We start from the raw sequence: 24,280 nt of genomic DNA on the forward strand, positions 1-24,280 counted from the left end.
CGAGGCTCCGCGCCCGCAGTTCTTGCCCGGCGGCGCTGCGCTTGCGCGGGCCTGGGGGACGGCGCATGTTACTTCAGGACGCGACGGCTTCGCCTTCGTCGATGCTTTTCTGCCGGTTCGACGGCTGGGTAAAGTACTGCTTATCCTCCCAGCGCAGGCAGGTGAGTTCCCCCCCCCAGCAGCAGCCGGTATCCAGCGCGTAAATGCCCTCCGGCGTACCGCGTCCCTCCAGCGATGCCCAGTGACCAAAGGCAATGCTGTAGGCACTGCTGACCGGTCCCGGAATGGCAAACCACGGCTTCAGCGGCGCCGGGGCGTCCTCGGGTGCTTCTTTCGAGTACATATCCAGCTGGCCGTTCGGGAAGCAGTAGCGCATGCGGGTGAAGGCGTTAGAGATAAAGCGCAGGCGCGCCAGGCCGCTCAGCTCGTTGCTCCAGTGATTCGGCATGTCGCCGTACATGGCATCAAGGAAGAAAGGATAGGAGTCGCTGGAGAGCACCGCTTCTACATCGCGCGCGCACTGCTGGGCAGTCTCCAGATCCCACTGCGGGGTGATGCCGGCGTGGGCCATCACCAGCTTTTTCTCTTCGTCCACCTGGAGCAGCGGCTGACGACGTAGCCAGTTGAGCAGCTCATCGGCATCCGGCGCTTCCAGCAGTGATTTCAGACGATCCTTCGGCTTGTTGCGGCTGATGCCGGCGAAGACCGCCAGCAGGTGTAAATCATGATTGCCCAGCACCAGTCGCACGCTGTCGCCCAGAGATTTGACATAGCGCAGAACCTCCAGCGACCCCGGGCCACGGGCCACCAGATCGCCGGTCAGCCACAGCGTATCTATCGCCGGGTCGAATTCAACCTGCGCTAATAATGCGATCAGTTCATCGTAGCAACCGTGAACGTCGCCAATAAGGTATGTTGACATTGTTTTAATGAATGAGCGTTGGAACTGCGAGACGGAAAACAGGGATCTCGATACGGAACGGCGCGCCGTCGATATCGATCATCTCATAATGACCCTGCATGGTTCCCAGCGGCGTTTCAATGACCGCGCCGCTGGTATATTGATATTCACCGCCGGCGGGAATATGCGGTTGCTCGCCGACCACCCCTTCACCCTGAACTTCAGTCTCACGACCGTGGCCGTTAGTGATGAGCCAGTAGCGGCCAAGCAGCTGAACCTGACTCCGCCCCAGATTGCGAATGGTGACGGTATAAGCGAAGACGTAGCGCTCTTCTTCCGGAGAAGACTGCGATTCGATATAGACGCTTTGCACCTGAACGCAAACACGAGGCGAATTGATCATGGTTAGCTCTCCTTCGATGGCAGATTGTCAGACAGCCAGTTGGCCATCTGGCAGTACTGCGCCACGGAAATATTTTCTGCACGCATGGCCGGGTCGATGCCCAGCTCGGTCAGCACGTCCACGCTGAACAGATTGCCGAGACTGTTGCGGATGGTCTTGCGGCGCTGGTTGAACGCTTCGGTGGTGATACGGCTCAGCACCCGGATCTCTTTGACCGGATATGGCATCGTGCTGTGCGGCACCAGGCGGACCACCGCGGAATCGACCTTAGGCGGCGGGGTAAACGCGCTCGGCGGCACTTCGAGTACCGGGATCACCTGGCAATAATATTGCGCCATCACGCTTAACCGACCATACGCCTTACTGTTCGGTCCGGCAACCAGACGATTCACCACTTCCTTCTGCAGCATAAAGTGCATATCGGCAATGGCATCAGTATAGCTGAACAGATGGAACATCAGCGGGGTCGAAATATTGTACGGCAGGTTGCCGAAGACGCGCAGCGGCTGACCCATTTTCTCCGCCAGTTCGCCGAAGTTCATGGTCATCGCATCCTGCTGATAGATGGTCAGCTTCGGCCCGAGGAACGGATGCGTTTGCAGGCGGGCAGCCAGATCGCGGTCCAGCTCGATAACGGTCAGCTGGTCAAGGCGTTCACCTACCGGCTCGGTCAGCGCGGCGAGACCGGGGCCGATTTCAACCATCGCCTGGCCTTTTTGCGGATTAATCGCCGAGACGATGCTGTCGATCACAAACTGATCGTTGAGGAAGTTCTGCCCGAAGCGTTTACGGGCTAAATGGCCCTGATGGACTCGATTATTCATTGGGTATTAACAATCATTTTGATGGCGAGATTAAGCGCCGTGATAAAACTGCCGACGTCCGCTGTTCCCTGGCCCGCTAATTCCAGCGCGGTGCCGTGGTCGACGGAGGTACGAATAAAAGGTAAACCGAGCGTAATGTTCACGCCGCGGCCAAAGCCCTGGTATTTTAGCACGGGCAGGCCCTGATCGTGGTACATCGCGAGTACCGCATCGGCATGGTCAAGGTATTTGGGCTGAAAAAGGGTGTCAGCCGGCAGCGGACCGCTGAGGTGCATCCCCTTCGCGCGCATCTCTTCCAGCACCGGAATGATGGTGTCTATCTCTTCCGTTCCCATATGACCGCCTTCGCCAGCGTGCGGGTTAAGCCCGCAAACCAGCACATGCGGCTGGGCAATGCCAAATTTCGTGCGCAGGTCGTGATCGAGAATCGTGATGATCTCGCGCAGCAGGTCGGGCGTTATCGCCTCGCTGATGGCTTTCAACGGCAGATGGGTCGTCACCAGCGCCACCCGCAGCTCCTCGGTCGCCAGCATCATCACCACTTTGCTGGCCTGCGCGCGCTCTTCGAAGAACTCGGTATGACCGGTGAAGGCGATGCCGGCGTCGTTGATGTTGCCTTTGTGCACCGGGCCGGTCACTAACGCCGCAAATTCGCCGCTCAGGCAGCCGTCGCAGGCGCGCGCCAGCGTCTCGACTACGTAGGCGCCGTTTTGTACGTTCAGCACGCCGGGCTCCGCCGGGACGCTCAGCGGTACGTTAAGCAGCGTCAGCGTTCCGGCACGCTGCGGAACGGGCGGTTGCGCAGCATCGTATGGCAGGAGAGATAAAGGAAGACCGAGCCTCTGGGCTCGGTCAGTTAACAGGGCGCCGTCGGCGCAGATCACCAGCTCAACTGGCCAGTCGCGCTGGGCAAGCTGCACGACCAGGTCAGGGCCAATCCCGGCGGGTTCGCCGGGAGTGATAACAACTTTACGGGTTTCAGGCATCGATATTAGTTGCTCAGAATTTTAACATACGCACTGGCGCGCTGTTCCTGCATCCAGGTTGCCGCTTCTTCAGAGAATTTGCGGTTCATCAGCATACGGTAAGCACGATCTTTCTGCGCGGCGTCGGTTCTGTCGACCTGACGGCTATCCAGCAGTTCGATCAGATGCCAGCCGAAGGAGGAGTGCACCGGTCCGCTGGTCTGCCCTTTGTTCAGACGCATCAGCGCATCGCGGAACGCCGGGTCGAAGATATCCGGCGTGGCCCAGCCTAAATCACCGCCCTGGTTCGCCGAGCCTGGATCTTCAGAATACGCTTTCGCCGCTTTAGCGAAGGTGGTTTTCCCGCTCTTAATGTCGGCGGCAATCTGCTCCAGCTTAGCCTGAGCCTGCGCATCGTTCATGATTGGCGATGGCTTCAGCAGAATATGACGGGCATGCACTTCGGTGACGGAGATGTTCTGGGTCCCGCCGCGCAGGTCATTCACTTTCAGAATATGGAAGCCGACGCCGGAACGGATCGGACCGACGATATCCCCTTTCTTCGCGGTGCTTAACGCCTGGGCGAAAATGCCCGGCAGCTCCTGGATACGACCCCAACCCATCTGTCCGCCCTTCAGCGCCTGTTGGTCGGCGGAGTAGGTGATCGCCAGTTTACCGAAGTTGGCGCCGTTGCGCGCTTGCTCAACGATGGCATTCGCTTGCTCCTGAGCCGCGGCGACTTCATCAGAGGTCGGGTTCTCCGGCAGCGGGAGCAGGATGTGGCTCAGGTTAAGCTCGGTGCTGGCGTCGTTCTGGTCGCCGATCTGTTTGGCCAGCGCTTCCACTTCCTGCGGCAGCACGGTGATGCGACGACGCACTTCATTGTTACGCACTTCCGAAATCAGCATCTCTTTACGGATCTGGTTACGGTAGGTGTTGTAGTTGATGCCTTCATAGGCCAGACGGCTGCGCATCTGATCCATGGTCATATTGTTTTGTTTGGCGATGTTGGCGATGGCCTGATCGAGCTGGTCGTCAGAGACCTTCACGCCCATCTTCTGCCCCATCTGTAACACGATCTGGTCCATGATCAGTCTTTCGAGGATCTGATGGCGCAGGGTCGCGTCATCCGGTAGCTGTTGGCCAGCCTGACCAGCATTGAGCTTAACCGATTGCATCAAACCATCGACGTCGCTTTCCAGTACGACGCCATTATTGACGACGGCCGCTACTTTATCGACCACCTGGGGGGCAGCGAAACTGGTATTCGCGATCATGGCGATACCGAGAAGCAGCGTTTTCCAGTTCTTCATACTTTTTCCATTTCGATTAACCGCAAATGCGGATGATGTTGTAAACCAGCCGCATCACAGGGAGCTCTGGTACGGTAAAATGTTCGAACGCAGCATCTGCTGGGTGCCGAGGCCGTAATTAGAGCTCAGACCGCGCAATTCGATATTGATTCCGAAGGTGTTGTCGTATTTGCTCTCGCCGCCATTGTTGTTGCTATCCCAACCGTTGACTTTACGTTCGTAGCCAAGACGGATGGCGTAGCAGCAGGAGTTATACTGGACACCCAACATCTGGTTTGCTGCTTTCCGGGTATTGGTATCGTAGTAGTAGGCCCCGACCACGGACCAGCGATCGACGATCGGCCAGCTGGCGGTCATCCCCACCTGCGAGATACCCTCTTTATATTGCGCCGCAGTGGAATATGACGGCAGCGTGGCCTGAATATATTCCGGGCTGGCGTAACGATAGTTAAGCTGGACTAAGCGGTTTTCATCGCGACGGTATTCAATGGTGCCGTTGCCGGTTGCGACGTTATCCAGACGCGTATCGTACTGGATCCCGCCGCGCAGACCCCAGTTATCGGCAATGCGCCAGTAGGTGTCGCCGGCCCATACCAGTGAACCCGTGGTGTCGTTGTTCTCCCAGTTGATGTTGTCATCACCGGTGCGTGACTCGGTGAAATAGTAGATTTGACCAACGGAAATGTTAAAACGTTCCACCGCGGCGGCGTCATACACGCGCGAGGTGATACCGGTAGTGACCTGATTGGCCGACGCGATGCGGTCCAGACCGCTATAGGTACGGTCGCGGAACAGGCCGGTGTAGTCCGACTGCAACAGCGTGGAGTCGTAGCTGCCGATTTCACTCTGATCGCGGTACGGTACGTACAGATACTGCATGCGCGGTTCCAGCGTTTGGGTGAATCCCTCCTGCAGGTCGCGCTCAAAGACCATTTTGCCGTCGATTTTAAACTGCGGCATCACGCGGCTAACGGACTCTTTGTAGTCCGTACCGTTGGCGGCGTTGTACTTATCAAGATTGCTCTGCTGGTAGTGGGTCGCCAGCAGCTTGGCTTCGGTATTCAGACTCCCCCAGCCGTTGGACAGCGGCAGGTTGATCGTCGGTTCGAAGTGAACGCGGGTCGCTTCCGGCATGTTGTTATTCGAGTTAACAAAATGGGCGACCTGGCCGTACAGATGGGTATCGAACGGACCGACATCGTTCTGGTAGTAGTTGATGTCGAGCTGCGGCTCAGCCGAGTAGGAGTTGCTCGACTCCCGATCGAAGACCTGGAACTGCTTGGTTGAGACCGTGGCGTCAAAGTTCTGATTGACATACCCGGCGCTGAATTTCTGCGTCGCATAGCCGTCGGTACTGGAACCATACTTCGAGCTGAAATCGTTGAAGTAGTCAGGATCGCTGACCTTGGTGTAGTCAGCGTTCAGACGCCACACCTGATCGATAACCCCGGAGTGGTTCCAGTAGAACAGCCAGCGGCGGCTGTTGCTGTCGCTGGAGTGGTCGTCTTCGTAGACTTTATCCGACGGCAGGTAGTCAAACTCCGTTAAGCCGCTGCCGAGCTGGGTCAGATAGCGGAATTCGTTTTCCCACATCACGCCGCCGCGCTTGTTCATATAGTGCGGGGTGATAGTGGCATCGAAGTTTGGCGCGATGTTCCAGTAGTACGGCAGGGAGAATTCCACGCCGTTTTTGGTGCTGTATTTCGCGTTCGGGATCAGGAAGCCTGAACGACGCTTATCGCCCACCGGCAGCTGCAGGTAGGGGCTATAGAAAATCGGCACGGAGCCAAGCTTGAAGCGGGCGTTCCAGATCTCGGCAACTTGCTCTTCGCGATCGTGGATGACTTCGCTGCCCACGACGCTCCAGGTGTCGGAGCCCGGCAGACAGGAAGTAAAGCTGCCGTTTTCCAGAATGGTATAGCGGTTTTCGCCGCGCTGTTTCATCAGGTCAGCGGTGCCGCGTCCCTGGCGTCCGACCATTTGATAATCGCCCTGCCAGACGTTGGTATCTTTGGTATTCAGATTCGACCAGGCTTTTGGCCCTTTGAGGATCACCTGGTTATCGTCGTAGTGCACGTTGCCCAGCGCGTCCACCGTGCGCACCGGCTGCGCCTGGCCCGCGGCCTGCTGCTGATGCAGCTGAACTTCGTCGGCGCGGAGGCGGCTATTCCCCTGGTTAATATCGACGTTGCCGGTAAAGACGGCGTTGTCCGGGTAGTTGCCCTTCGCATGATCGGCGTTAATCGTCACCGGCAGATCGCCAGGCCGACCTTCCACGAGCGGACGATCATAGCTTGGCACGCCAAGCATACATTGCGTTGCGAGATCGGCAGCGAGGCCTTGTTGGCTATACAAGGCGCTGGCAATCATCGTAGCCAGGAGGCTGGGAATACGTTTTTTCATACGTTGTATTTATTGTTCCATCATCTTGTGGCAGCGGCTTGCAAACGGTCAGAGCCTAACTTACTCAACTTTATCACGCTAGTGTTAATCCTGCCCGTTTCGAGCCCGAGCGTTAGGCACCCTGTTGAATGACGAGTATGATAAAGCAAATTATAGGCTATGTCCCACAATTGACCGAGGCGCGAGTGCCGGGTAACGTGCGGTCATATTCGTGCTTAACGGCGACAAACAGTTGGGGAGTCTATGCAGTATTTGGGTAAAGTGATTGGCGTGGCAGTGGCTTTGCTGATGGGCGGTGGGTTCTGGGGCGTGGTGCTCGGCTTCCTGGTCGGCCATATGTTTGACCGGGCGCGCAGCCGCCGGTTGAATCTCTTCGCCAATCAGCAGGAGCGTCAGTCGCTCTTCTTTTCCACCACCTTTGAAGTGATGGGGCATCTGACCAAGTCCAAGGGCCGCGTTACCGAAGCGGATATTCACGTCGCCAATGTGCTGATGGATCGCATGAATCTGCACGGCGCTTCGCGCACCGCGGCGCAGCAGGCGTTTCGCGACGGCAAGGCCGACAATTATCCGCTGCGCGAGAAGATGCGCCAGCTGCGCAGCGTCTGCTTTGGCCGCTTCGATCTGATTCGGATGTTTCTGGAAATTCAGCTGCAGGCGGCGTTCGCTGACGGCGAACTGCACCCTAACGAACGTGAAGTGCTGTTCGTCATCGCCGATGAGCTTGGCATCTCCCGCGCCCAGTTCGATCAATTCCTGCGAATGATGCAGGGCGGCGCCCAGTTCGGCGGCGGTTCGCAGCAGCAATCTTATGGTCAGCACGGCGGCAACGCCGGCTGGCAGCAGGCGCAGCGCGGTCCAACGCTGGAGGACGCCTGCAACGTGCTGGGGGTGAAACCGACTGACGACGCGGCGACGGTGAAGCGCGCCTATCGTAAGCTGATGAACGAGCACCATCCGGACAAGCTGGTGGCGAAAGGGCTGCCGCCGGAGATGATGGAGATGGCCAAACAGAAAGCCCAGGAGATCCAGAAGGCCTGGGAGCTGATTAAAGAGCAGCGCGGCTTCTGAGTTTTCCAGCCCCTCCCGCCCGGCGAGGGGATTAGCGTTTGGCCTGTGCGCGGCGATACAGCCGCCGCGGATGGCCGATTTTTCCGTACAGCATCTCCACCTCCAGAAAACCGGTCTCAACGCCGTGTTCAAGATAGCGGCGGGCGGTGGTTTTGCTGAGCCCGGCGGCGCTGACCACCTCATCAACGGAAAAGCAGTGCGCTTCCCGGCCGCTAAACAGACCCTGCACCAGCGCCAGCGTTTTCTCTTCAATCCCTTTGCTGCCACTATCCATACGATAGTTCTTCGCCTGCAATTGATAGAGGGAATCGACGTTCTGCTGATCGACGATTTTCCACTCCCGCTGCTGATCGTAGAACTGGATAAAACGCTCCAGCGACTGGCTCAGCCGCTTCCATGATACCGGCTTAAGAATATAGTCGAAGGCGCCGTTGCGGATGGCCTGGCTGCAGGTTTCCATATCGCTGGCGGCGGTGATAAAGATCACCGAGCATTGGCTGGTCGCCAGCGCCGGGTCGGTCATCAGCGTCACCCCTTTGCCGTCCGGCAAATAGTTATCCAGCAGCACCAGCTGCGGCGGCGTGGCGTGGAGCAACTGACGGGCCTGAGCGAGGGAGGCCGCCATGCCCGCCAGCCGCAGGCGCGGGTGTTTCTGCACAAGCTCGGCGTGCAGGCGCGCCAGCTCGCTCTCATCTTCAATGATTAGCACATCGACCAGGTCATGATGCATCGTGGGCCTCCGGTTGCGGACAGGCGGGCGCGTCGGCCGGGATAAACAGGGTGAAGATCGTTCCCCGCGGCGCGTTATCGGCGACTTCGATGGTGCCGCCCGCCTGAGTGACATAATGTTCAATAAGATACAGACCAATGCCGTGATCGCCACGGGTTTTGGTGGTGATGCCGCGTTCAAAAATGCGCTCGCGGATATCGGGGCGGATGCCGACGCCGCGGTCGGCCACTTCGATAATCAGCTCCCGGGCGTTGAGCTGGATCAGGACTTCCACCGGCTCATGCGGAAGCTCGGCGCGCTGCGTGGCTTCGATGGCGTTATCCAGCAGGTTGCCGATGATGGAGATCAGTTCGGATTCCATCAGCGACGGCAGCGGACGGTCAATGCGGCAGGCCGGGTCGAAGCTCAGCGCCACGCCTTTTTCGCGGGCGCGAGTGGCTTTGCCGAGCAGCAGACCGCACAGCGTCGGCGAGTGGAAGTGCGAGGAGATAAAGTCCAGTAGCTCCTGAGCATGCTCCGACTGGGCCTGAATATAGCGGATCGCTTCGTCATAATGGCCCATATGCAGCAGGCCGGAGAGGGTGGTCATCCGGTTGAGCTGCTCGTGGCGCATGATGCGAAGATTGTCGACATAGCGCTTCACCTGGCTCAGCTGGGCGGTGAGGGCATTGATTTCATTGCGGTCACGAAAGGTAATCACCCAGCCCTGCAGGGTGTTCTCCAGCATAATGCGCACCCGACTGGCGAGCACGGTCAACTGGTTGAAGCGGCACAGCTCATCATGGGTGTCGCGCTCAAGCATGTCGCCGCTGGCGAAAAAGGGCTGCGGGGAAATCACGCTGTCGATGGACTGGCCGCGCAGCTGACGGGCGGGCTGGCTGAGTCCCAGCAGGCTGCGGGCGGCATGGTTAATCACCTCAATGCGCCGCTGGCGATCGATGACGATCACCCCCTCAAAGATCGACTCCATCATCGCCTTTTGCTGGCGCACCAGCAGGCCTATCTCCCGCGGCTCGAGCGAAAAAATCTGTTTCTTGATGCTGCGGGTAAAGTACCAGGAGAAGATAAACAGGGCGGTGAGCAGCAGGACGGCGGCGATAAAAATATTGATCACTTTGCTCAGGGTAATGCTATCGAGATAGCTGGTGAGGTAGCCGACGGAGACAATGCCGATCACCCGCCCCGCGTCATCGACGATGGGCGTTTTACTGCGCAGCGAGACGCCCAGGCCGCCTTTGCGAATGGTGGTAATGGACTTTCCCTCCAGTACCGCCTGGTTGTCGCCGCCGACCAGCCGCGTGCCGACCCACTCCGGATGGACGGAATGAAACAGATGCATCCCCTGGCGGTCACCGATGACGATAAAGCTGGCGTCGCTATGGGCGGCGATTTGCTGCATAAACGCCTGAATCGCCTGCGGGTCATGCCGGCTGACCTGCTGACGTAAATTTGGCATCAGGGCTATCTCTTCGGCCTGAATTTTGGCCCGGGCGCTCATTTCCTGATAAAGCTGGCGGCTGGCGTCAAAGTAATAATAAATACCCAGCGCGATAAACAGGACTGAGAAAAAAGCGACCAGCGAAATAAACAGCTTATATTGAAAAGATAATTTCATAGGTCCCGGACGACGTATTCACCATACCGGCACTCTATCATTTTTCTGTCACGTGACGTAAATGTTAAGGGAAAGTTGTGATCAGCGGCGCAGGCGCCGGCTGTCGCCAGTAGTCGCGGCGGAAATAACGCGTGGCGGGAAATAAAAACCATAAAAACCACGATAATAAATCAGAGATATATCACCCCTGCGCGGATCAGCGAATAGAAACCATAAAAACCATAGTGACCATTAAAACTTCTTTTTTAATTCGGGGAGCTTCACATTAACGAAGCCGCTGTCCCTTTACGCTGAAAATGAATAATAACGACAGGGCTGAATTTATGAGCACCACAGACAACGCATTCTCTGCAACCCTTGAACCGATCAATACGCCGAAAACCACGCTCAGGCAGCGCTGGTGGCACATCATGGATAACTGGAAGGTAGGGATCGTCCCGCTGCCGCTGTTTCTGCTGGCCGGGGGGCTGATCGCTCTCGACTGCCTTGGCGGTAAACTGCCGAGCGATATCGTGGTGATGGTGGCTACGCTGGCTTTCTTTGGCTTCGCCTGCGGCGAGTTTGGCAAACGCCTGCCGGTGCTGGGAAAACTCGGCGCGGCGGCGATCTGCGCCACTTTTATTCCTTCCGCGCTGGTCCATTACGGCCTGCTGCCGGACGTGGTCGTTGAATCCACCACCAAATTCTATAAATCCACCAACATCCTCTATCTCTATATCTGCTGCATTATCGTCGGCAGCATCATGAGTATGAACCGCACCACCCTGATTCAGGGCTTCCTGAAGATCTTCTTCCCAATGCTGTGCGGCGAGGTGGTCGGCATGCTGGTGGGCATCGGCGTCGGCACGCTCTTGGGCATGGAGCCGTTCCAGGTGTTCTTCTTTATCGTGCTGCCGATCATGGCCGGCGGCGTAGGGGAAGGGGCGATCCCGCTATCGATGGGCTACGCCGCGCTAATGCATATGGAGCAGGGAGTGGCCCTGGGCCGGGTGTTGCCGATGGTGATGCTCGGCAGCCTGACGGCGATCGTCATCTCCGGCTGCCTCAACCAGCTCGGCAAGCGCTTCCCGCATCTGACCGGCGAAGGGCAGCTGATGCCGAACCGCAGCCATGAAACCCGCAGCCTCGGCGAGAGCGAAGGCGTGAGCGGCAAAACCGACGTCGGGACGCTGGCCTCCGGCGCGCTGCTGGCGGTGCTGCTGTATATGATGGGGATGCTCGGCCACAAACTGATTGGTCTGCCGGCGCCGGTGGGCATGCTGTTTCTCGCGGTGCTGTTAAAGCTGGCTAATGTGGTTTCTCCGCGCCTGCAGGAGGGATCGCAGATGGTGTATAAATTCTTCCGCACCGCGGTCACCTACCCGATCCTCTTTGCCGTCGGCGTGGCGATCACCCCGTGGCAGGAGCTGGTGAACGCCTTCACTTTCACCAACCTGCTGGTGATCGTCAGCACCGTCTCCGCGCTGGTGGCGACCGGTTTCCTGGTCGGTAAAAAGATAGGGATGCACCCGGTCGATGTGGCGATTGTCTCCTGTTGCCAGAGCGGGCAGGGCGGCACCGGCGATGTGGCGATCCTGACCGCCGGCAACCGCATGAGCCTGATGCCGTTCGCGCAGATCGCTACCCGGATTGGCGGGGCGATAAATGTCTCGCTGGGGTTGCTGTTCCTCAGCCACTATCTGGCGTGATATAACGCTACGCTCAGCGATAAACCTGCTATTTTCCGCTACAGAACGCCGAAAATATCTGCGTTCTGTATCCTAAATGCTCCGCATTTAGCGTTACAATCAGCGCGCGATCGGCTATCGCAACCATCATCATGACAGTCCAGGCGCTGTCGCATTTATCATATGTAGGAGAGGAATTAATGTCAGTGGATACTCCCGCCCAGGCGGGCGTCAGCATCGACGCATTGCTGGCGGCGAAAGAGCAGCGTGCAGCCCGCCAGGCCGACTGGTTGGCCCATTATCAGCAGCCTGTTATTTCCCTGACCCTGGTGACCCCCGGGGCGGTGAAGGACAGCATTCGCTATCGCAACATGATGGGCGTAGCCCTCCAGGCCTGCGATCAACTGCTGTGGAAGCACCGCTGGCAAACGCTGGATCGTCAGGTGCTGTGGCTGCCGACCGGGCCTGAAGCGCTGTGGTGCGTGGCGCACCCGGCCAGCGAAATCAAAGCGATGTGCAGTACGCTGGAGCAGAGCCATCCGCTGGGACGCTTGTGGGATATCGATGTGATCTGTCCGCAGAGCGGCCAGGTGGGACGCCAGTCGCTGGGCGAGTCGCAGCGCCGCTGCCTGCTGTGCGATGAGCCGGCGCACGCCTGCGCGCGCAGTCGTCGTCACGACACCGATCTCGTCGTTGCCCGCGTTGAGCAGATGATTGACGCGTGGTTTGCCCGCGATTAACGGGTCAGTATTCCCCGGCGGCAAAGCGCTGCCGGGGAGGTCCTAAAAGTCGATCGGCGCGCGGAAGGTCATCGCGTTGCCGTAGGCGGGGTGGGTAATGGTGAGCGTCTCAGCGTGCAGCAGCAGGCGCGGGGCCATCGCCAGCGCCTCAGGCGTGGCGTAAAAGCGGTCGCCAAGGATCGGATGCCCCAGCGCCAGCATATGCACGCGCAGCTGGTGCGACCGTCCGGTAATCGGCTTCAGGCGCACGCGGGCGGTGTTATCTTCCGCGTACTCCAGCACCTCATACTCGGTCTGCGCCGCTTTGCCGGTTTCATAACACACTTTCTGCTTTGGCCGGTTCGGCCAGTCGCAAATCAGCGGTAAATCCACCAGGCCCTCCGCCGGCTGCGGATGGCCCCAGACGCGGGCGATGTACTGCTTCTTCGGCTCGCGCTCGCGGAACTGACGCTTCAGTTCGCGTTCCGCCGCCTTATTCAGCGCCACCACAATCACGCCGCTGGTGGCCATATCAAGGCGATGCACCGATTCGGCCTGCGGGAAGTCGCGCTGAATGCGTGTCATCACGCTGTCTTTATGTTCATCAAGACGACCCGGCACGGACAACAAGCCGCTCGACTTGTTGACCACCATGATGTGCTCATCCTGATACAGGATCACCAGCCAGGGATCCTGCGGCGGATTGTAGTTTTCCATCGCCATTTTGCGTTCCGTTACTGGTGAGTGACGACGATCAGACGCAGCGCGTCCAGACGCCATCCGGCCTGTCCCAGCGCCTCCAGCACCTGCTGGCGGTTACTTTCAATCGCCGCCAGTTCGTCGTCACGGATGTTCGGGTTGACCGCCTTCAGCGCTTCCAGACGGGAGAGTTCCGCCGTCAGCTTATCGTCGGCTTCGCTACGCGCCGCGTCGATCAGCCCCTGCGCCGCCTTGGCGATCTGCGCTTCGCCCTGCTGCAGAATGGCGTGAACGTCCTGTTGAACCGCGTTGACCAGCTTGCTGCCGGTGTGGCGATTGACCGCGCTCAGCTGGCGGTTGAAGCTTTCAAACTCCACCTGGCCGGCGAGGTTGTTGCCGTTTTTATCCAGCAGCATGCGAACCGGGGTCGCCGGCAGGAAGCGGTTGAGCTGCAGCTGCTTCGGCGCCTGCGCTTCGACCACGTAGATCAGCTCCAGCAGCAGAGTGCCGACCGGCAGCGCCTTGTTCTTCAGCAGGGAAATGGTGCTGCTGCCGGTATCGCCGGAGAGGATCAGGTCGAGGCCGTTGCGGATCAGCGGGTGCTCCCAGGTGATGAACTGCGCGTCTTCACGGGACAGCGCCACGTCACGCTCGAAGGTGATGGTGCAGCCGTCCTCCGGCAGACCCGGGAAGTCCGGGACCAGCATATGGTCGGAAGGGGTGAGGACGATCAGGTTTTCGCCGCGGTCGTCCTGGTTGATGCCGACGATATCGAACAGGTTCATCGAGAAGGCGATCAGGCTGGTGTCGTCATCCTGCTCTTCGATGCTCTCCGCCAGGGCCTGGGCTTTCTCGCCGCCGTTGGAGTGGATCTCCAGCAGACGGTCGCGGCCCTGCTCCAGCTGCGCTTTCAGGGCGTCATGCTGCTGGCGGCAGGACTTGATCAGATCGTCAAAGCCGTCGGTGGATTCCGGCGCCGCAAGGTAGTTGATCAGCTCGTCATGGACGCTGTCGTAAACGGTCCGTCCGGTCGGGCAGGTATGCTCGAAGGCGTCGAGACCTTCGTGGTACCAGCGCACCAGCACCGACTGCGCGGTCTTTTCCAGGTACGGGACGTGGATCTGGATATCGTGCGCCTGGCCGATACGGTCGAGGCGGCCGATACGCTGCTCCAGCAGATCCGGGTTAAACGGCAGATCGAACATCACCAGATTGCTGGCAAACTGGAAGTTGCGTCCTTCGGAACCGATCTCAGAGCACAGCAGCACCTGGGCGCCGGTGTCTTCTTCGGCAAACCACGCCGCGGCGCGGTCGCGTTCGATAATCGACATTCCTTCATGGAACACGGCGGCGCGGATACCTTCGCGCTCGCGCAGCACCTGCTCCAGCTGCAGCGCGGTGGCGGCCTTGGCGCAGATCACCAGCACCTTCTGCGAACGGTGGCTGGTCAGGTAGCCCATCAGCCACTCAACGCGCGGGTCGAAGTTCCACCAGGTGCCGGTATCGCCTTCAAATTCCTGATAGATCTGCTCCGGATAGAGCATGTCGCGCGCGCGCTCTTCCGCGGTTTTGCGGGCGCCCATGATGCCGGACACTTTGATGGCCGTCTGGTACTGGGTCGGCAGCGGCAGGCGAATGGTGTGCAGCTCGCGTTTCGGGAAACCTTTGACGCCGTTACGGGTGTTACGGAACAGCACGCGGCTGGTGCCGTGGCGGTCCATCAGCATCGAGACCAGCTCCTGGCGCGCGGCCTGGGCGTCTTCGCGATCGCTGTTGGCAGCCTGCAGCAGCGGCTCGATATCCTGCTCGCCGATCAGATCGCCGAGGGTATTGAGTTCGTTATCGCTCAGCTTGTTGCCCGCCAGCAGCAGGGCGACGGCGTCGGCCACCGGACGGTAGTTCTGCTGTTCTTCGACAAACTGCGCGAAATCGTGGAAGCGGTTCGGATCCAGCAGGCGCAGGCGCGCAAAGTGGCTCTCCATCCCCAGCTGTTCCGGCGTCGCGGTCAGCAGCAGAATGCCAGGCACGCGCTCGGCCAGCTGTTCAATGGCTTGATATTCGCGGCTCGGCGCCTCTTCGCTCCACACCAGGTGGTGCGCTTCATCGACCACCATCAGGTCCCACTCGGCGTCGCACAGATGCTCCAGACGCTGCTTGCTGCGGCGCACGAAATCTAAAGAGCAGATCACCAGCTGTTCGGTTTCAAACGGGTTATAGGCGTCATGCTGCGCTTCGGCGTAGCGCTCGTCGTCAAACAGCGAGAAGCGCAGGTTGAAGCGGCGCAGCATCTCCACCAGCCACTGGTGCTGAAGGGTTTCCGGGACCACAATCAGTACGCGCTCGGCGGCGCCGGAGAGCAGCTGCTGGTGCAGGATCATCCCGGCTTCGATGGTTTTACCTAAGCCCACTTCATCGGCCAGCAGGACGCGCGGAGCGTGACGACGACCCACGTCGTGGGCGATGTTCAGCTGATGCGGGATCAGGCTGGTGCGCTGGCCGCGCAGGCCGCTCCATGGCATGCGGTACTGCTCGCTCTGGAACTTGCGCGCGCGGTAGCGCAGGGCAAAGCGGTCCATGCGGTCGATTTGGCCGGCGAACAGGCGGTCCTGCGGCTTGCTGAACACCAGTTTGCTGTCGAGCAGCACTTCACGCAGGGTGACGTTCGCTTCCTGGGTATCGAGGCGGGTGCCGGTGTAGGACAGCAGCCCGTTCTCTTCATGCACTTTGTCAACGTGGAGCTGCCAGCCTTCGTGGCTGGTAATGGTGTCGCCCGGGTTAAACATCACGCGAGTGATCGGGGAATCGTTGCGTGAGTACAGACGGTTTTCGCCGATGGCGGGGAAGAGGAGAGTGACCATGCGCGCATCCAGCGCTACCACCGTCCCTAATCCTAGTTCGCTCTCTGTGTCGCTAATCCAGCGTTGACCAAGTGTAAAAGGCATATATGTTCGGCTCTTTAGTTCTTTAATTGCAGGCAATAGTTGATCATCCCCATGTACAACCGGAGATGCGTCAAAATTGGGGCCAGGAATGGAAAGGGCGCTATATTACTGGATGGCAGAACGTTCGTCACGTCCTCCTCACGGTTCATTTTCAGGCTTCTGCGCCCGCGGAATGGGTGTGAAAAAATCAAAATAGCCCCAGCTGTCCTGTCACTATTGTAGCAAAGTCGTCGTTGACGAAGGGCAGGATCCCTTCCGCCACCGGCTGCAGCTGCTTTGACAAATAGTGGTCGTAATCGAGCGGCGATTGTTGATAATCCACCGGTTCCGGGCCGCCGGTGGTCCAGACGTATTTGATGGTGCCGCGCTGCTGATACTGCTGCGCCCGACCCCGCTTCAGGTTGTGCTCATCGGCAAGCCTCGCGGCGCGCACGTGAGGCGGCACGTTGCGCTGATACTCCGCCAGCGGCCGGCGCAGGCGTTTGCGATAAACCAGCTGCTCATCGAGCTCGCCGTTCATCAGCCTGGCGATAGTCTCCCGCACATAATCCTGATACGGCTGGTTGCGGAAGATGCGCAGGTACAGCTCCTGCTGAAACTGCTGGGCCAGCGGCGTCCAGTCGGTGCGCACCGTTTCCAGCCCTTTGAAAACCATGCGCTGGCCGTCGCCCTCCTGAATCATGCCGGCGTAACGCTTCTTGCTGCCGGTATCGGCGCCGCGGATCGTCGGCATCAGAAAGCGGCAGAAGTGGGTTTCGTATTCCAGCTCCAGGGCGCTGGTAAGCTGGCTTTTGCCAAGCTCTTGCGCCCACCAGGCGTTGACATCGTTCACCAGCGTCCGGCCAATCTCCGCCGCCTGCGCTTCGCTGTGCGGGCGCTTAAGCCAGACGAAGGTGGAGTCGGTATCGCCGTAGATAACGTCATAGCCTTTGGCTTCAATTAACGCTTTGGTCTGACGCATGATCGCGTGGCCGCGCATGGTGATCGACGAGGCGAGACGCGGGTCGAAGAAGCGGCAGGCGCTGGTGCCCAGTACGCCGTAAAAGGCGTTCATGATGATCTTCAGCGCCTGGGAGAGCGGCTTATTGTGCCGGCGCTTGGCTTCATCGCGGCCATGCCAGATCTGGCTGACAATCCCCGGCAGGCAGTGCTTGTCTCGCGAGAAGCGGGCGCCGAGGAAGCCCTCAATGCTGTGCTGGTCATCGGGCTGCGCCAGACCCTCCACCAGGCCGACCGGATCGATTAAAAAGGTGCGAATGATCGACGGATACAGGCTCTTGTAGTCCAGGACCAGCACCGAGTCATACAGGCCGGGGCGGGAGTCCATCACATAGCCGCCGGGGCTCGCCTGCGGCGGCACGTCGCCGAGGTTCGGCGCCACGTAGCCCAGGCGGTGCATGCGCGGAAAATAGAGGTGGCTGAAGGCGGCGACCGAGCCGCCGTGGCGATCGGCGGGCAGGCCGTTGACCGTCGCTCGTTCGAGCAGAAACGGCATGATCTCCGTTTTGTGGAAGATCCGCGTCACCAGCTCGCAGTCCTGCAGGTTATAGATGGCCAGCGCCGGTTTATCGTCATGGAAGCGGCGATCGATCTCGTCCATCCGATCCCACGGGTTGTCGATGGCTTTGCCTTCGCCCAACAGCTCGCGCGCCACCGCCTCCAGCGAAAAGGAGGAGAAATTCCAGAACGCCGATTTCAGCGCCTCGATACCGTCGATAATCAGCCGACCGTTGGCCTGGGCGAAGAAGACGCCGTTCTTAAAGCCGTGCTCGCGCCACTCCAGCTCGCTGTTGCCGCGGCCGAGCCGCAGCGGGATACGATAGCGTTCGGCATGTTTTTGCAGGACGCGCAGATCGAACTGCACCACGTTCCAGCCGATCAGCACGTCGGGGTCGTGATCGGCAAACCAGGCGTTGAGCTTTTCCAGCAGCAGGGGGCGACTGGCGACGTAGACCAGATCGAAATCGACGTCTGGCGGCGTTTCCGGTTTGGGGCCCAGCATGTAGACCACCCGCTGACCGCAGCCTTCCAGGCCGATGCAGTACAGCTCGCCGTGACGGCTGGTTTCGATATCCAGCGACACCCATTTCAGCGGCGGGCGATAGTCAGGATGGGGTTTCATGCGCGCGTTGACCAGATGCGGGCCACGCGTTTCACCTTCCACCCACACCGGGGCGGTAATAAAGCGCTCCATCAGGTAGCGCTCCGGCGGACGGATATCGCCCTCATAGAGGGTGACGCCGCTGTCGCGAAGCATCTTCTCCAGACGCATCAATTGACGATGGGCGCGGCAGTAGAGGCCGACCACCGGCTGGCGGTGGAAATCTTTCAGGGCCAGCGGGGCGAAGCGGAAGCCTTTCTCACCGTGCAGCAGTCGCTCAGCCTGCGCCCGCTGCGCGGCGGGGATAAAGGCGACGGACTCCTGCGGCGGCAGCGTGACCTGCAGCGGGCCGTCGTCGGTGGCCAGCCAGAAGGACAGCTCGGTGCCTTGCGGAGTGTCCCGCCAGTGACGGGTGAGTAAAAAACCTGCTCGTGGCTGGGTCACGGGTGCTCTCAACGATAAAAAACCAGGCCTGATTATAGCCTGGTTTCTCAGGAGGTGCTGGGGTTTTATACAGGTACTCGGCGCTAAGGTGGCGCTGGATTTCGGCTTGCGCGCTTATCCGGGCTACCCGACGCGGCAGAGCCGTAGCCCTGCCAGGCGCAGCGCGAGCAGGGTGATTATTGGCCGTAGTAGGCTTTAGCCCCGTGCTTACGCAGATAGTGCTTATCCAGCAGGGTCTGCTGCATATCCGGCAGCTGCGGCGCCAGCTGGCGGCAGAAGATGCCCATATACGCGATCTCTTCCAGCACGATGGCGTTATGCACCGCGTCTTCGGCGTTTTTACCCCATGCGAACGGGCCGTGGGAATGAACCAGCACGCCGGGCATCTGCGCCGGGTCGATCTCGCGCTGGCGGAAGGTTTCAACAATCACCTTGCCGGTTTCCCATTCGTATTCGCCATTGATCTCCGCATCGGTCATCAGCCGGGTGCAGGGCACCGGACCATAGAAATAGTCGGCGTGGGTGGTGCCGGTCGCCGGAATAGCTTGCCCGGCCTGCGCCCAGATGGTGGCGTGGCGCGAATGGGTATGCACAATGCCGCCCAGCGTCGGGAAAGCCTGATACAGCAGGCGATGGGTCGGGGTATCCGACGAGGGCTTCTTCTTACCCTCCACCACTTCGCCGCTCTCCAGACTGACCACCACCATATCGTCGGCGGTCATTACGCGGTAATCCACGCCGGAGGGTTTGATAACCAGAACGCCCTGGTCGCGGTCGACGGCGCTGACGTTGCCCCAGGTTAAGGTCACCAGATTATGCTGCGGCAGCGCTAAGTTGGCTTCCAGAACCTGGCGTTTAAGATCTTCTAACATAGTGTGCTCCGAATAGCAGGCGAGTCGGGTATCCCTCACCCCGGCCCTCTCCCGGCGGGAGAGGGAGGAAGGCGGCATCGCGCCCGGCCGGTACCCTCTCCCCGGCGGGGAAAGGGGTAGGGTGAGGGGACGACCTTTTAGCGTTTTGAACCGTAATAGACTTCATTCCAGCGCAGCGCGTCTTTGAAGGCCGGCAGACGGGTATCGTTGTCGATGACGGTCAGCTCGATATCATTCAGCTCGGCGAACTGGCGCATATCGTCGAGGTTCAGCGCATGGCTGAAGACGGTATGGTGCGCGCCGCCGGCGATGATCCAGGCTTCCGAAGCGGTACGCAGATCCGGCTGCGCTTTCCACAGGGCGTTGGCCACCGGCAGCTTCGGCAGATCGTGCGGCGTCGGGACGGTTTCAATGGTGTTGACCAGCAGACGGAAGCGGTCTCCCAGGTCGATCAGGCTGGCGACAATCGCCGGGCCGGTCTGGGTATTGAAGATCAGGCGCGCCGGATCCGCTTTGCCGCCGATGCCCAGCGGCTGGACGTCGAGGATCGGTTTCTCAGCGGTGGCGATCGTCGGGCACACTTCCAGCATGTGCGAGCCGAGCACCAGATCGTTGCCATTGTCGAAGTGGTAGGTGTAATCCTCCATAAAGGAGGTGCCGCCCTGCAGACCAGTTGACATCACCTTCATGATGCGAAGCAGAGCGGCGGTTTTCCAGTCGCCCTCGCCGGCAAAGCCGTAGCCCTGCTGCATCAGGCGCTGTACGGCGAGACCCGGGAGCTGTTTCAGGCCGTGGAGATCTTCAAAGGTGGTGGTAAAGGCGTGGAAACCGCCCTGTTCGAGGAAGCGTTTCATTCCCAACTCAATGCGCGCGGCGTCCAGCACGTTCTGGCGCTTGTCGCCGTGAACCTGCGCCGCCGGGGTCAGACGGTAGCTGCTCTCGTATTCATCGACCAGCGCGCTGATATCGCCGTCGCTGACGCTGTTGACCACCTGCACCAGATCGCCGACCGCCCAGGTGTTCACTGAGAAGCCAAACTTGATCTGCGCCGCGACTTTATCGCCGTCGGTCACCGCCACTTCACGCATGTTATCGCCGAAACGGCACACTTTCAGATGACGGGTATCCTGTCTGGAGACCGCCTGGCGCATCCAGCCGCCGATGCGCTGGTGGGCCTCTTTATCCTGCCAGTGGCCGGTCACCACGCTGTGCTGCTGGCGCATACGGGCGCCGATGAAGCCGAACTCGCGGCCGCCGTGTGCGGTCTGGTTCAGGTTCATAAAGTCCATATCGATGCTGTCCCACGGCAGCGCGGCATTGTACTGCGTATGGAACTGCAGCAGCGGCTTGTTGAGGATGGTCAGGCCGTTGATCCACATTTTTGCCGGCGAGAAGGTATGCAGCCAGACCACTAACCCGGCGCATTTGTCATCGTAGTTGGCGTCGCGGCAGATATGGGTGATCTCGTCCGGGGTAGTGCCCAGCGGCTTGAGGACCAGTTTGCACGGCAGTTTGGCTTCCGCATTCAGGCTGTTCACCACATGTTCGGCATGCTTCGTCACCTGGCGCAGGGCTTCCGGGCCGTAGAGATGTTGGCTGCCAATAACGAACCATACTTCATAGTTATCAAAAATCGTCATTTTCGTATCCTTAATGGGTGAGCGCTGCCTGAGATTGCGGGGCTTTTTCCGCCTTTGCAGCCGAAGGGAGATAGTGTTGTTCGGCGCTGACCGACCACTGCTGGTAGCGCTGATAGAGTTGTTCGAAACGCTGTGCCTGCGCCGGGCGCGGCTGCAGGGTGGTTTCCACCTGGCTTGCCATCCGCTGCTGGGCGGCGGGAATATCCTCATAGACGCCGGCGGCGACGGCGGCGAAGATAGCCGCCCCCAGCGCGCAGCACTGATCGGAGGCGACAATCTGCAGCGGGCGGTTCAGCACGTCGCAGCAGGCCTGCATGATGACCTGGTTTTTCCGTGCGATACCGCCGAGCGCCATGACGTTGTTAACCGGGATCCCCTGCTCGGTGAAGCACTCCATAATGGCGCGGGCGCCGAAGGCGGTGGCGGCGATCAGTCCGCCGAATAGCGCCGGCGCGTCGGTGGCCAGGTTAAGGTCGGTGATCACCCCTTTCAGGCGCTGGTTGGCATTCGGCGTGCGGCGGCCGTTGAACCAGTCAAGCACTACCGGCAGATGCTCCAGCGATGGATTGTTGGCCCAGGCTTCGGTGAGCGCCGGCAGTAACTGTTTTTGGCTGGCTTTGATTTGTTCGCGCAATTCCGGATGCTGCTGGGCCAGCTGTTCCAGCGGCCAGCCGAGGATGCGCCCAAACCAGGCGTAAATATCGCCGAAGGCGGACTGGCCTGCCTCCATACCGATAAAGTGCGGGACCACGCTGCCGTCGACCTGGCCGCAGATGCCTTTGACCGTGCGGTCGCCGACGCTCTCTTTATCGGCAATCAGAATGTCGCAGGTGGAGGTGCCGATGACTTTCACCAGCGCGTTAGGCTGCGCGCCGGCGCCAACGGCGCCCATATGGCAGTCGAAGGCGCCGCCGGAGATGGCCACGGTCTGCGACAGGCCCAGGCGCTGGGCCCACTCTGCGCTTAGCGTGCCGACCGGCACATCGGCCGTCCAGGTATCGGTGAACAGCGGCCAGGCCAGATGCTGGTTAATGATGGGATCAAGCTCATCGAAGAAGCTGGCCGGCGGCAGCCCGCCCCAGCTCTCATGCCACAGCGATTTATGCCCGGCGCTGCAGCGGCCGCGGCGCAGATCCTGCGGACGCGTAGTGCCGGAGAGCAGGGCGGGCACCCAGTCGCAAAGCTCCACCCACGAGGCGGCTGCCTGGGCGACGGCGCTATCTTCCCGGGTGACGTGGAGGATTTTGGCCCAGAACCATTCGCTGGAGTAGATCCCGCCGATATAGCGCGAGTAATCCTCTTTGCCCGGCTGGTGGCACAGGCGGGTGATCGCCTCGGCTTCCTCGACCGCGGTATGATCCTTCCACAGGACAAACATGGCGTTAGGGTTGTCAGCGAATTCTTCGCGCAGCGCCAGCATGTTGCCCTCGGCATCAACGGGAGCCGGGGTTGAGCCGGTGCTGTCGACGCCAATGCCCACGACGTCGGCGCGCTGTTCGGCGCTCAGGGAGGCAAGTACGCTTTTCAGCGCCGCTTCCATGGACTCGATGTAATCTCGCGGGTGGTGGCGGAAGCGGTTGTTCGCGCCATCGCAATACTGTCCTTCCCGCCAGCGCGGATACCACTCCACGCTTGCCGCCAGTTCTGCGCCGGACGCGCATTCCACCGCCAGGGCGCGGACTGAGTCACTACCAAAGTCGAGGCCAATCGCAATTGCCATCTTGTTACTCCATGCAGAAATCATTCATGCAGCAACAGTAGATATCCCCGGCAAAATCCGTCAGGCCGGATTCGCTAATCTTATGGATTATTTTGCTGTCACCTCGCAAAGTGTGACGCCGTGCAAATATTCGATGTGGACTTTCCTGCCGTATTTATAGACACTTTTGTTACCCGGCATATCCCGGTGGAATGCACGCTGCTGGCGCTTTTTTCGCTTGCTGTGCGGCTTTTTAGCGAAATTTCCACCGCCGTCGCAGTCGTGACAGGGCCGAGAGCGATAAAATGATGAATATGGACAATTGGTGTCACTAATACCTTCGGGAGAACCACGCGTATGGCCGAAACGCAAAACGATCCGCTGCTGCCGGGCTACTCTTTTAACGCTCATCTGGTCACCGGCCTGACGCCGATTGAGGCGCAGGGATACCTGGATTTCTTTATCGACCGCCCGCTGGGTATGAAAGGCTATATCCTCAACCTGACGATCCGCGGCGAGGGCGTAATCAACAACCACGGCGAGCAGTTTGTCTGCCGGCCGGGCGATATGCTGCTGTTCCCGCCGGGGGAGATCCATCATTACGGCCGCCATCCCGACGCCAGCGAGTGGTATCACCAGTGGGTCTACTTCCGCCCGCGCGCCTACTGGCACGAGTGGCTCAACTGGCCGACGATCTTCGCCCAGACCGGCTTTTTCCGTCCGGACGAGCAGTGGCAGGCGCGCTTTGGCGAGCTGTTCGGCCAGATCGTCGATGCCGGGCAAGGGGCGGGGCGCTATTCCGAACTGCTGGCGATTAATCTGCTGGAACAGCTCCTGCTGCGGCGGATGGAGGCGATCAACGAATCGCTGCATCCGCCGCTGGATAACCGGGTGCGCGACGCCTGCCAGTACATCAGCGACCATCTGGCGGACAGCCATTTTGATATCGCCAGCGTCGCCCAGCACGTCTGCCTGTCGCCCTCGCGCCTGTCGCACCTGTTCCGCCAGCAGCTGGGGATCAGCGTCCTCGGCTGGCGGGAGGACCAGCGTATCAGCCAGGCCAAACTGTTGCTGAGCACCACGCGGATGCCGATCGCCACCGTCGGGCGCAACGTCGGCTTTGAAGATCAGCTCTATTTTTCCCGCGTGTTCAAAAAATGCACCGGCGCCAGCCCGAGCGAATTCCGCGCGGGATGTGAATAAAAAGTAAAGAAAGTGAAATGATGACCCGCTTAAATGTCACAGCCAGTAAACTATTAAGACAATTGGTGG

General features: G+C 59.8%; 18 protein-coding genes. 4 read left to right on the forward strand and 14 right to left on the reverse strand.

All coding sequences use genetic code 11. From position 1 onward, the window contains the following. Positions 1 to 73: 73 nt before the first annotated feature. Genes apaH through lptD form a run of 6 tightly spaced genes read right to left on the reverse strand, consistent with a single transcriptional unit; the run spans position 74 to position 6,809 of the window. On the reverse strand, positions 74 to 922 hold the full coding sequence (gene apaH, locus ABLX76_RS14845; RefSeq protein WP_348874755.1) for a bis(5'-nucleosyl)-tetraphosphatase (symmetrical) ApaH: 849 nt from the start codon (positions 920 to 922) through the stop codon (positions 74 to 76). Between the two features lie 4 nt (positions 923 to 926). Beyond that, positions 927 to 1,304: a Co2+/Mg2+ efflux protein ApaG gene (gene apaG / locus ABLX76_RS14850; protein ID WP_004204274.1), complete on the reverse strand. Its 378-nt coding sequence runs from the start codon at positions 1,302 to 1,304 to the stop codon at positions 927 to 929. A gap of 2 nt (positions 1,305 to 1,306) precedes the next feature. Then, a complete protein-coding gene (gene rsmA / locus ABLX76_RS14855; protein ID WP_023291950.1) occupies positions 1,307 to 2,128 on the reverse strand; it encodes a 16S rRNA (adenine(1518)-N(6)/adenine(1519)-N(6))-dimethyltransferase RsmA in 822 nt (273 codons plus the stop codon). After that, the gene (gene pdxA, locus ABLX76_RS14860) at positions 2,125 to 3,114 is read right to left on the reverse strand and encodes a 4-hydroxythreonine-4-phosphate dehydrogenase PdxA (protein WP_023291951.1); all 990 of its coding nucleotides are present in this window, start codon (positions 3,112 to 3,114) and stop codon (positions 2,125 to 2,127) included. Before pdxA ends, rsmA begins: the two co-directional genes overlap by 4 nt. A gap of 5 nt (positions 3,115 to 3,119) precedes the next feature. Next, positions 3,120 to 4,406 (reverse strand): peptidylprolyl isomerase SurA, encoded by a 1,287-nt coding sequence (gene surA / locus ABLX76_RS14865; RefSeq protein ID WP_023291952.1) that lies wholly within the window; start codon positions 4,404 to 4,406, stop codon positions 3,120 to 3,122. Between the two features lie 54 nt (positions 4,407 to 4,460). After that, positions 4,461 to 6,809 carry an LPS assembly protein LptD gene (lptD, locus tag ABLX76_RS14870; protein ID WP_032429098.1) on the reverse strand — a complete coding sequence of 783 codons (2,349 nt, stop codon included), beginning with the start codon at positions 6,807 to 6,809 and terminating at the stop codon, positions 4,461 to 4,463. 243 nt (positions 6,810 to 7,052) lie between these two features. Here lptD and djlA point away from each other — a divergent pair, with 243 nt between their 5' ends. Beyond that, positions 7,053 to 7,880, forward strand: a complete 828-nt coding sequence (gene djlA, locus ABLX76_RS14875) for a co-chaperone DjlA (protein WP_008807470.1) — start codon at positions 7,053 to 7,055, stop codon at positions 7,878 to 7,880. 31 nt (positions 7,881 to 7,911) lie between these two features. Here djlA and ABLX76_RS14880 read toward each other — a convergent pair whose 3' ends face one another. Both ABLX76_RS14880 and ABLX76_RS14885 read right to left on the reverse strand, forming a co-directional pair. Next, entirely contained in the window at positions 7,912 to 8,610 is a 699-nt protein-coding gene (locus tag ABLX76_RS14880) for a response regulator (RefSeq protein ID WP_023291954.1), read from the reverse strand. Further along, positions 8,600 to 10,225: a sensor histidine kinase gene (locus tag ABLX76_RS14885; protein WP_049015408.1), complete on the reverse strand. Its 1,626-nt coding sequence runs from the start codon at positions 10,223 to 10,225 to the stop codon at positions 8,600 to 8,602. The genes ABLX76_RS14880 and ABLX76_RS14885 overlap by 11 nt, the downstream gene beginning before the upstream one ends. 323 nt (positions 10,226 to 10,548) lie before the next feature. On the opposite strand from ABLX76_RS14885, the gene ABLX76_RS14890 reads away from it, so the two are divergent. Next, the gene (locus ABLX76_RS14890) at positions 10,549 to 11,913 is read left to right on the forward strand and encodes a 2-hydroxycarboxylate transporter family protein (protein WP_044520990.1); all 1,365 of its coding nucleotides are present in this window, start codon (positions 10,549 to 10,551) and stop codon (positions 11,911 to 11,913) included. Between the two features lie 179 nt (positions 11,914 to 12,092). Further along, a complete protein-coding gene (citX, locus tag ABLX76_RS14895) occupies positions 12,093 to 12,632 on the forward strand; it encodes a citrate lyase holo-[acyl-carrier protein] synthase (RefSeq protein ID WP_004204286.1) in 540 nt (179 codons plus the stop codon). Between the two features lie 42 nt (positions 12,633 to 12,674). On the opposite strand, the gene rluA is transcribed toward citX, so the two are convergent. The 6 genes from rluA to araB form a co-directional block, all read right to left on the reverse strand. Continuing rightward, complete coding sequence (rluA, locus tag ABLX76_RS14900) at positions 12,675 to 13,334, reverse strand: bifunctional tRNA pseudouridine(32) synthase/23S rRNA pseudouridine(746) synthase RluA (RefSeq protein ID WP_348874757.1); 660 nt, start codon at positions 13,332 to 13,334, stop codon at positions 12,675 to 12,677. Positions 13,335 to 13,345: 11 nt separating this feature from the next. Further along, positions 13,346 to 16,252 carry an RNA polymerase-associated protein RapA gene (rapA, locus tag ABLX76_RS14905; RefSeq protein WP_032453828.1) on the reverse strand — a complete coding sequence of 969 codons (2,907 nt, stop codon included), beginning with the start codon at positions 16,250 to 16,252 and terminating at the stop codon, positions 13,346 to 13,348. Between the two features lie 187 nt (positions 16,253 to 16,439). Then, complete coding sequence (gene polB / locus ABLX76_RS14910; RefSeq protein WP_348874759.1) at positions 16,440 to 18,797, reverse strand: DNA polymerase II; 2,358 nt, start codon at positions 18,795 to 18,797, stop codon at positions 16,440 to 16,442. 176 nt (positions 18,798 to 18,973) lie between these two features. Further along, entirely contained in the window at positions 18,974 to 19,669 is a 696-nt protein-coding gene (gene araD, locus ABLX76_RS14915; protein ID WP_017901201.1) for an L-ribulose-5-phosphate 4-epimerase, read from the reverse strand. A gap of 137 nt (positions 19,670 to 19,806) precedes the next feature. Beyond that, a complete protein-coding gene (gene araA, locus ABLX76_RS14920) occupies positions 19,807 to 21,309 on the reverse strand; it encodes an L-arabinose isomerase (protein ID WP_023291959.1) in 1,503 nt (500 codons plus the stop codon). A 10-nt stretch (positions 21,310 to 21,319) separates the two neighbouring features. Further along, the gene (araB, locus tag ABLX76_RS14925) at positions 21,320 to 23,029 is read right to left on the reverse strand and encodes a ribulokinase (protein WP_348874760.1); all 1,710 of its coding nucleotides are present in this window, start codon (positions 23,027 to 23,029) and stop codon (positions 21,320 to 21,322) included. Between the two features lie 336 nt (positions 23,030 to 23,365). Between araB and araC the strand changes: the two genes are divergently transcribed. Then, positions 23,366 to 24,211 carry an arabinose operon transcriptional regulator AraC gene (gene araC / locus ABLX76_RS14930; protein WP_004204301.1) on the forward strand — a complete coding sequence of 282 codons (846 nt, stop codon included), beginning with the start codon at positions 23,366 to 23,368 and terminating at the stop codon, positions 24,209 to 24,211. Positions 24,212 to 24,280 lie beyond the last annotated feature (69 nt).

The organism is Klebsiella sp. JB_Kp004, assembly GCF_040065795.1.
In the GTDB taxonomy this organism is placed as follows: Bacteria; Pseudomonadota; Gammaproteobacteria; order Enterobacterales; family Enterobacteriaceae; genus Klebsiella; species Klebsiella quasipneumoniae.

Bases quoted from the DNA above. Each gene is read 5' to 3' on its own strand.
- apaH (WP_348874755.1), bottom strand. From the start codon at position 922: ATGTCAACATACCTTATTGGCGACGTTCACGGTTGCTACGATGAACTG.
- apaG (WP_004204274.1), bottom strand. From the start codon at position 1,304: ATGATCAATTCGCCTCGTGTTTGCGTTCAGGTGCAAAGCGTCTATATC.
- rsmA (WP_023291950.1), bottom strand. From the start codon at position 2,128: ATGAATAATCGAGTCCATCAGGGCCATTTAGCCCGTAAACGCTTCGGG.
- pdxA (WP_023291951.1), bottom strand. From the start codon at position 3,114: ATGCCTGAAACCCGTAAAGTTGTTATCACTCCCGGCGAACCCGCCGGG.
- surA (WP_023291952.1), bottom strand. From the start codon at position 4,406: ATGAAGAACTGGAAAACGCTGCTTCTCGGTATCGCCATGATCGCGAAT.
- lptD (WP_032429098.1), bottom strand. From the start codon at position 6,809: ATGAAAAAACGTATTCCCAGCCTCCTGGCTACGATGATTGCCAGCGCC.
- djlA (WP_008807470.1), top strand. From the start codon at position 7,053: ATGCAGTATTTGGGTAAAGTGATTGGCGTGGCAGTGGCTTTGCTGATG.
- ABLX76_RS14880 (WP_023291954.1), bottom strand. From the start codon at position 8,610: ATGCATCATGACCTGGTCGATGTGCTAATCATTGAAGATGAGAGCGAG.
- ABLX76_RS14885 (WP_049015408.1), bottom strand. From the start codon at position 10,225: ATGAAATTATCTTTTCAATATAAGCTGTTTATTTCGCTGGTCGCTTTT.
- ABLX76_RS14890 (WP_044520990.1), top strand. From the start codon at position 10,549: ATGAGCACCACAGACAACGCATTCTCTGCAACCCTTGAACCGATCAAT.
- citX (WP_004204286.1), top strand. From the start codon at position 12,093: ATGTCAGTGGATACTCCCGCCCAGGCGGGCGTCAGCATCGACGCATTG.
- rluA (WP_348874757.1), bottom strand. From the start codon at position 13,334: ATGGCGATGGAAAACTACAATCCGCCGCAGGATCCCTGGCTGGTGATC.
- rapA (WP_032453828.1), bottom strand. From the start codon at position 16,252: ATGCCTTTTACACTTGGTCAACGCTGGATTAGCGACACAGAGAGCGAA.
- araD (WP_017901201.1), bottom strand. From the start codon at position 19,669: ATGTTAGAAGATCTTAAACGCCAGGTTCTGGAAGCCAACTTAGCGCTG.
- araA (WP_023291959.1), bottom strand. From the start codon at position 21,309: ATGACGATTTTTGATAACTATGAAGTATGGTTCGTTATTGGCAGCCAA.
- araB (WP_348874760.1), bottom strand. From the start codon at position 23,029: ATGGCAATTGCGATTGGCCTCGACTTTGGTAGTGACTCAGTCCGCGCC.
- araC (WP_004204301.1), top strand. From the start codon at position 23,366: ATGGCCGAAACGCAAAACGATCCGCTGCTGCCGGGCTACTCTTTTAAC.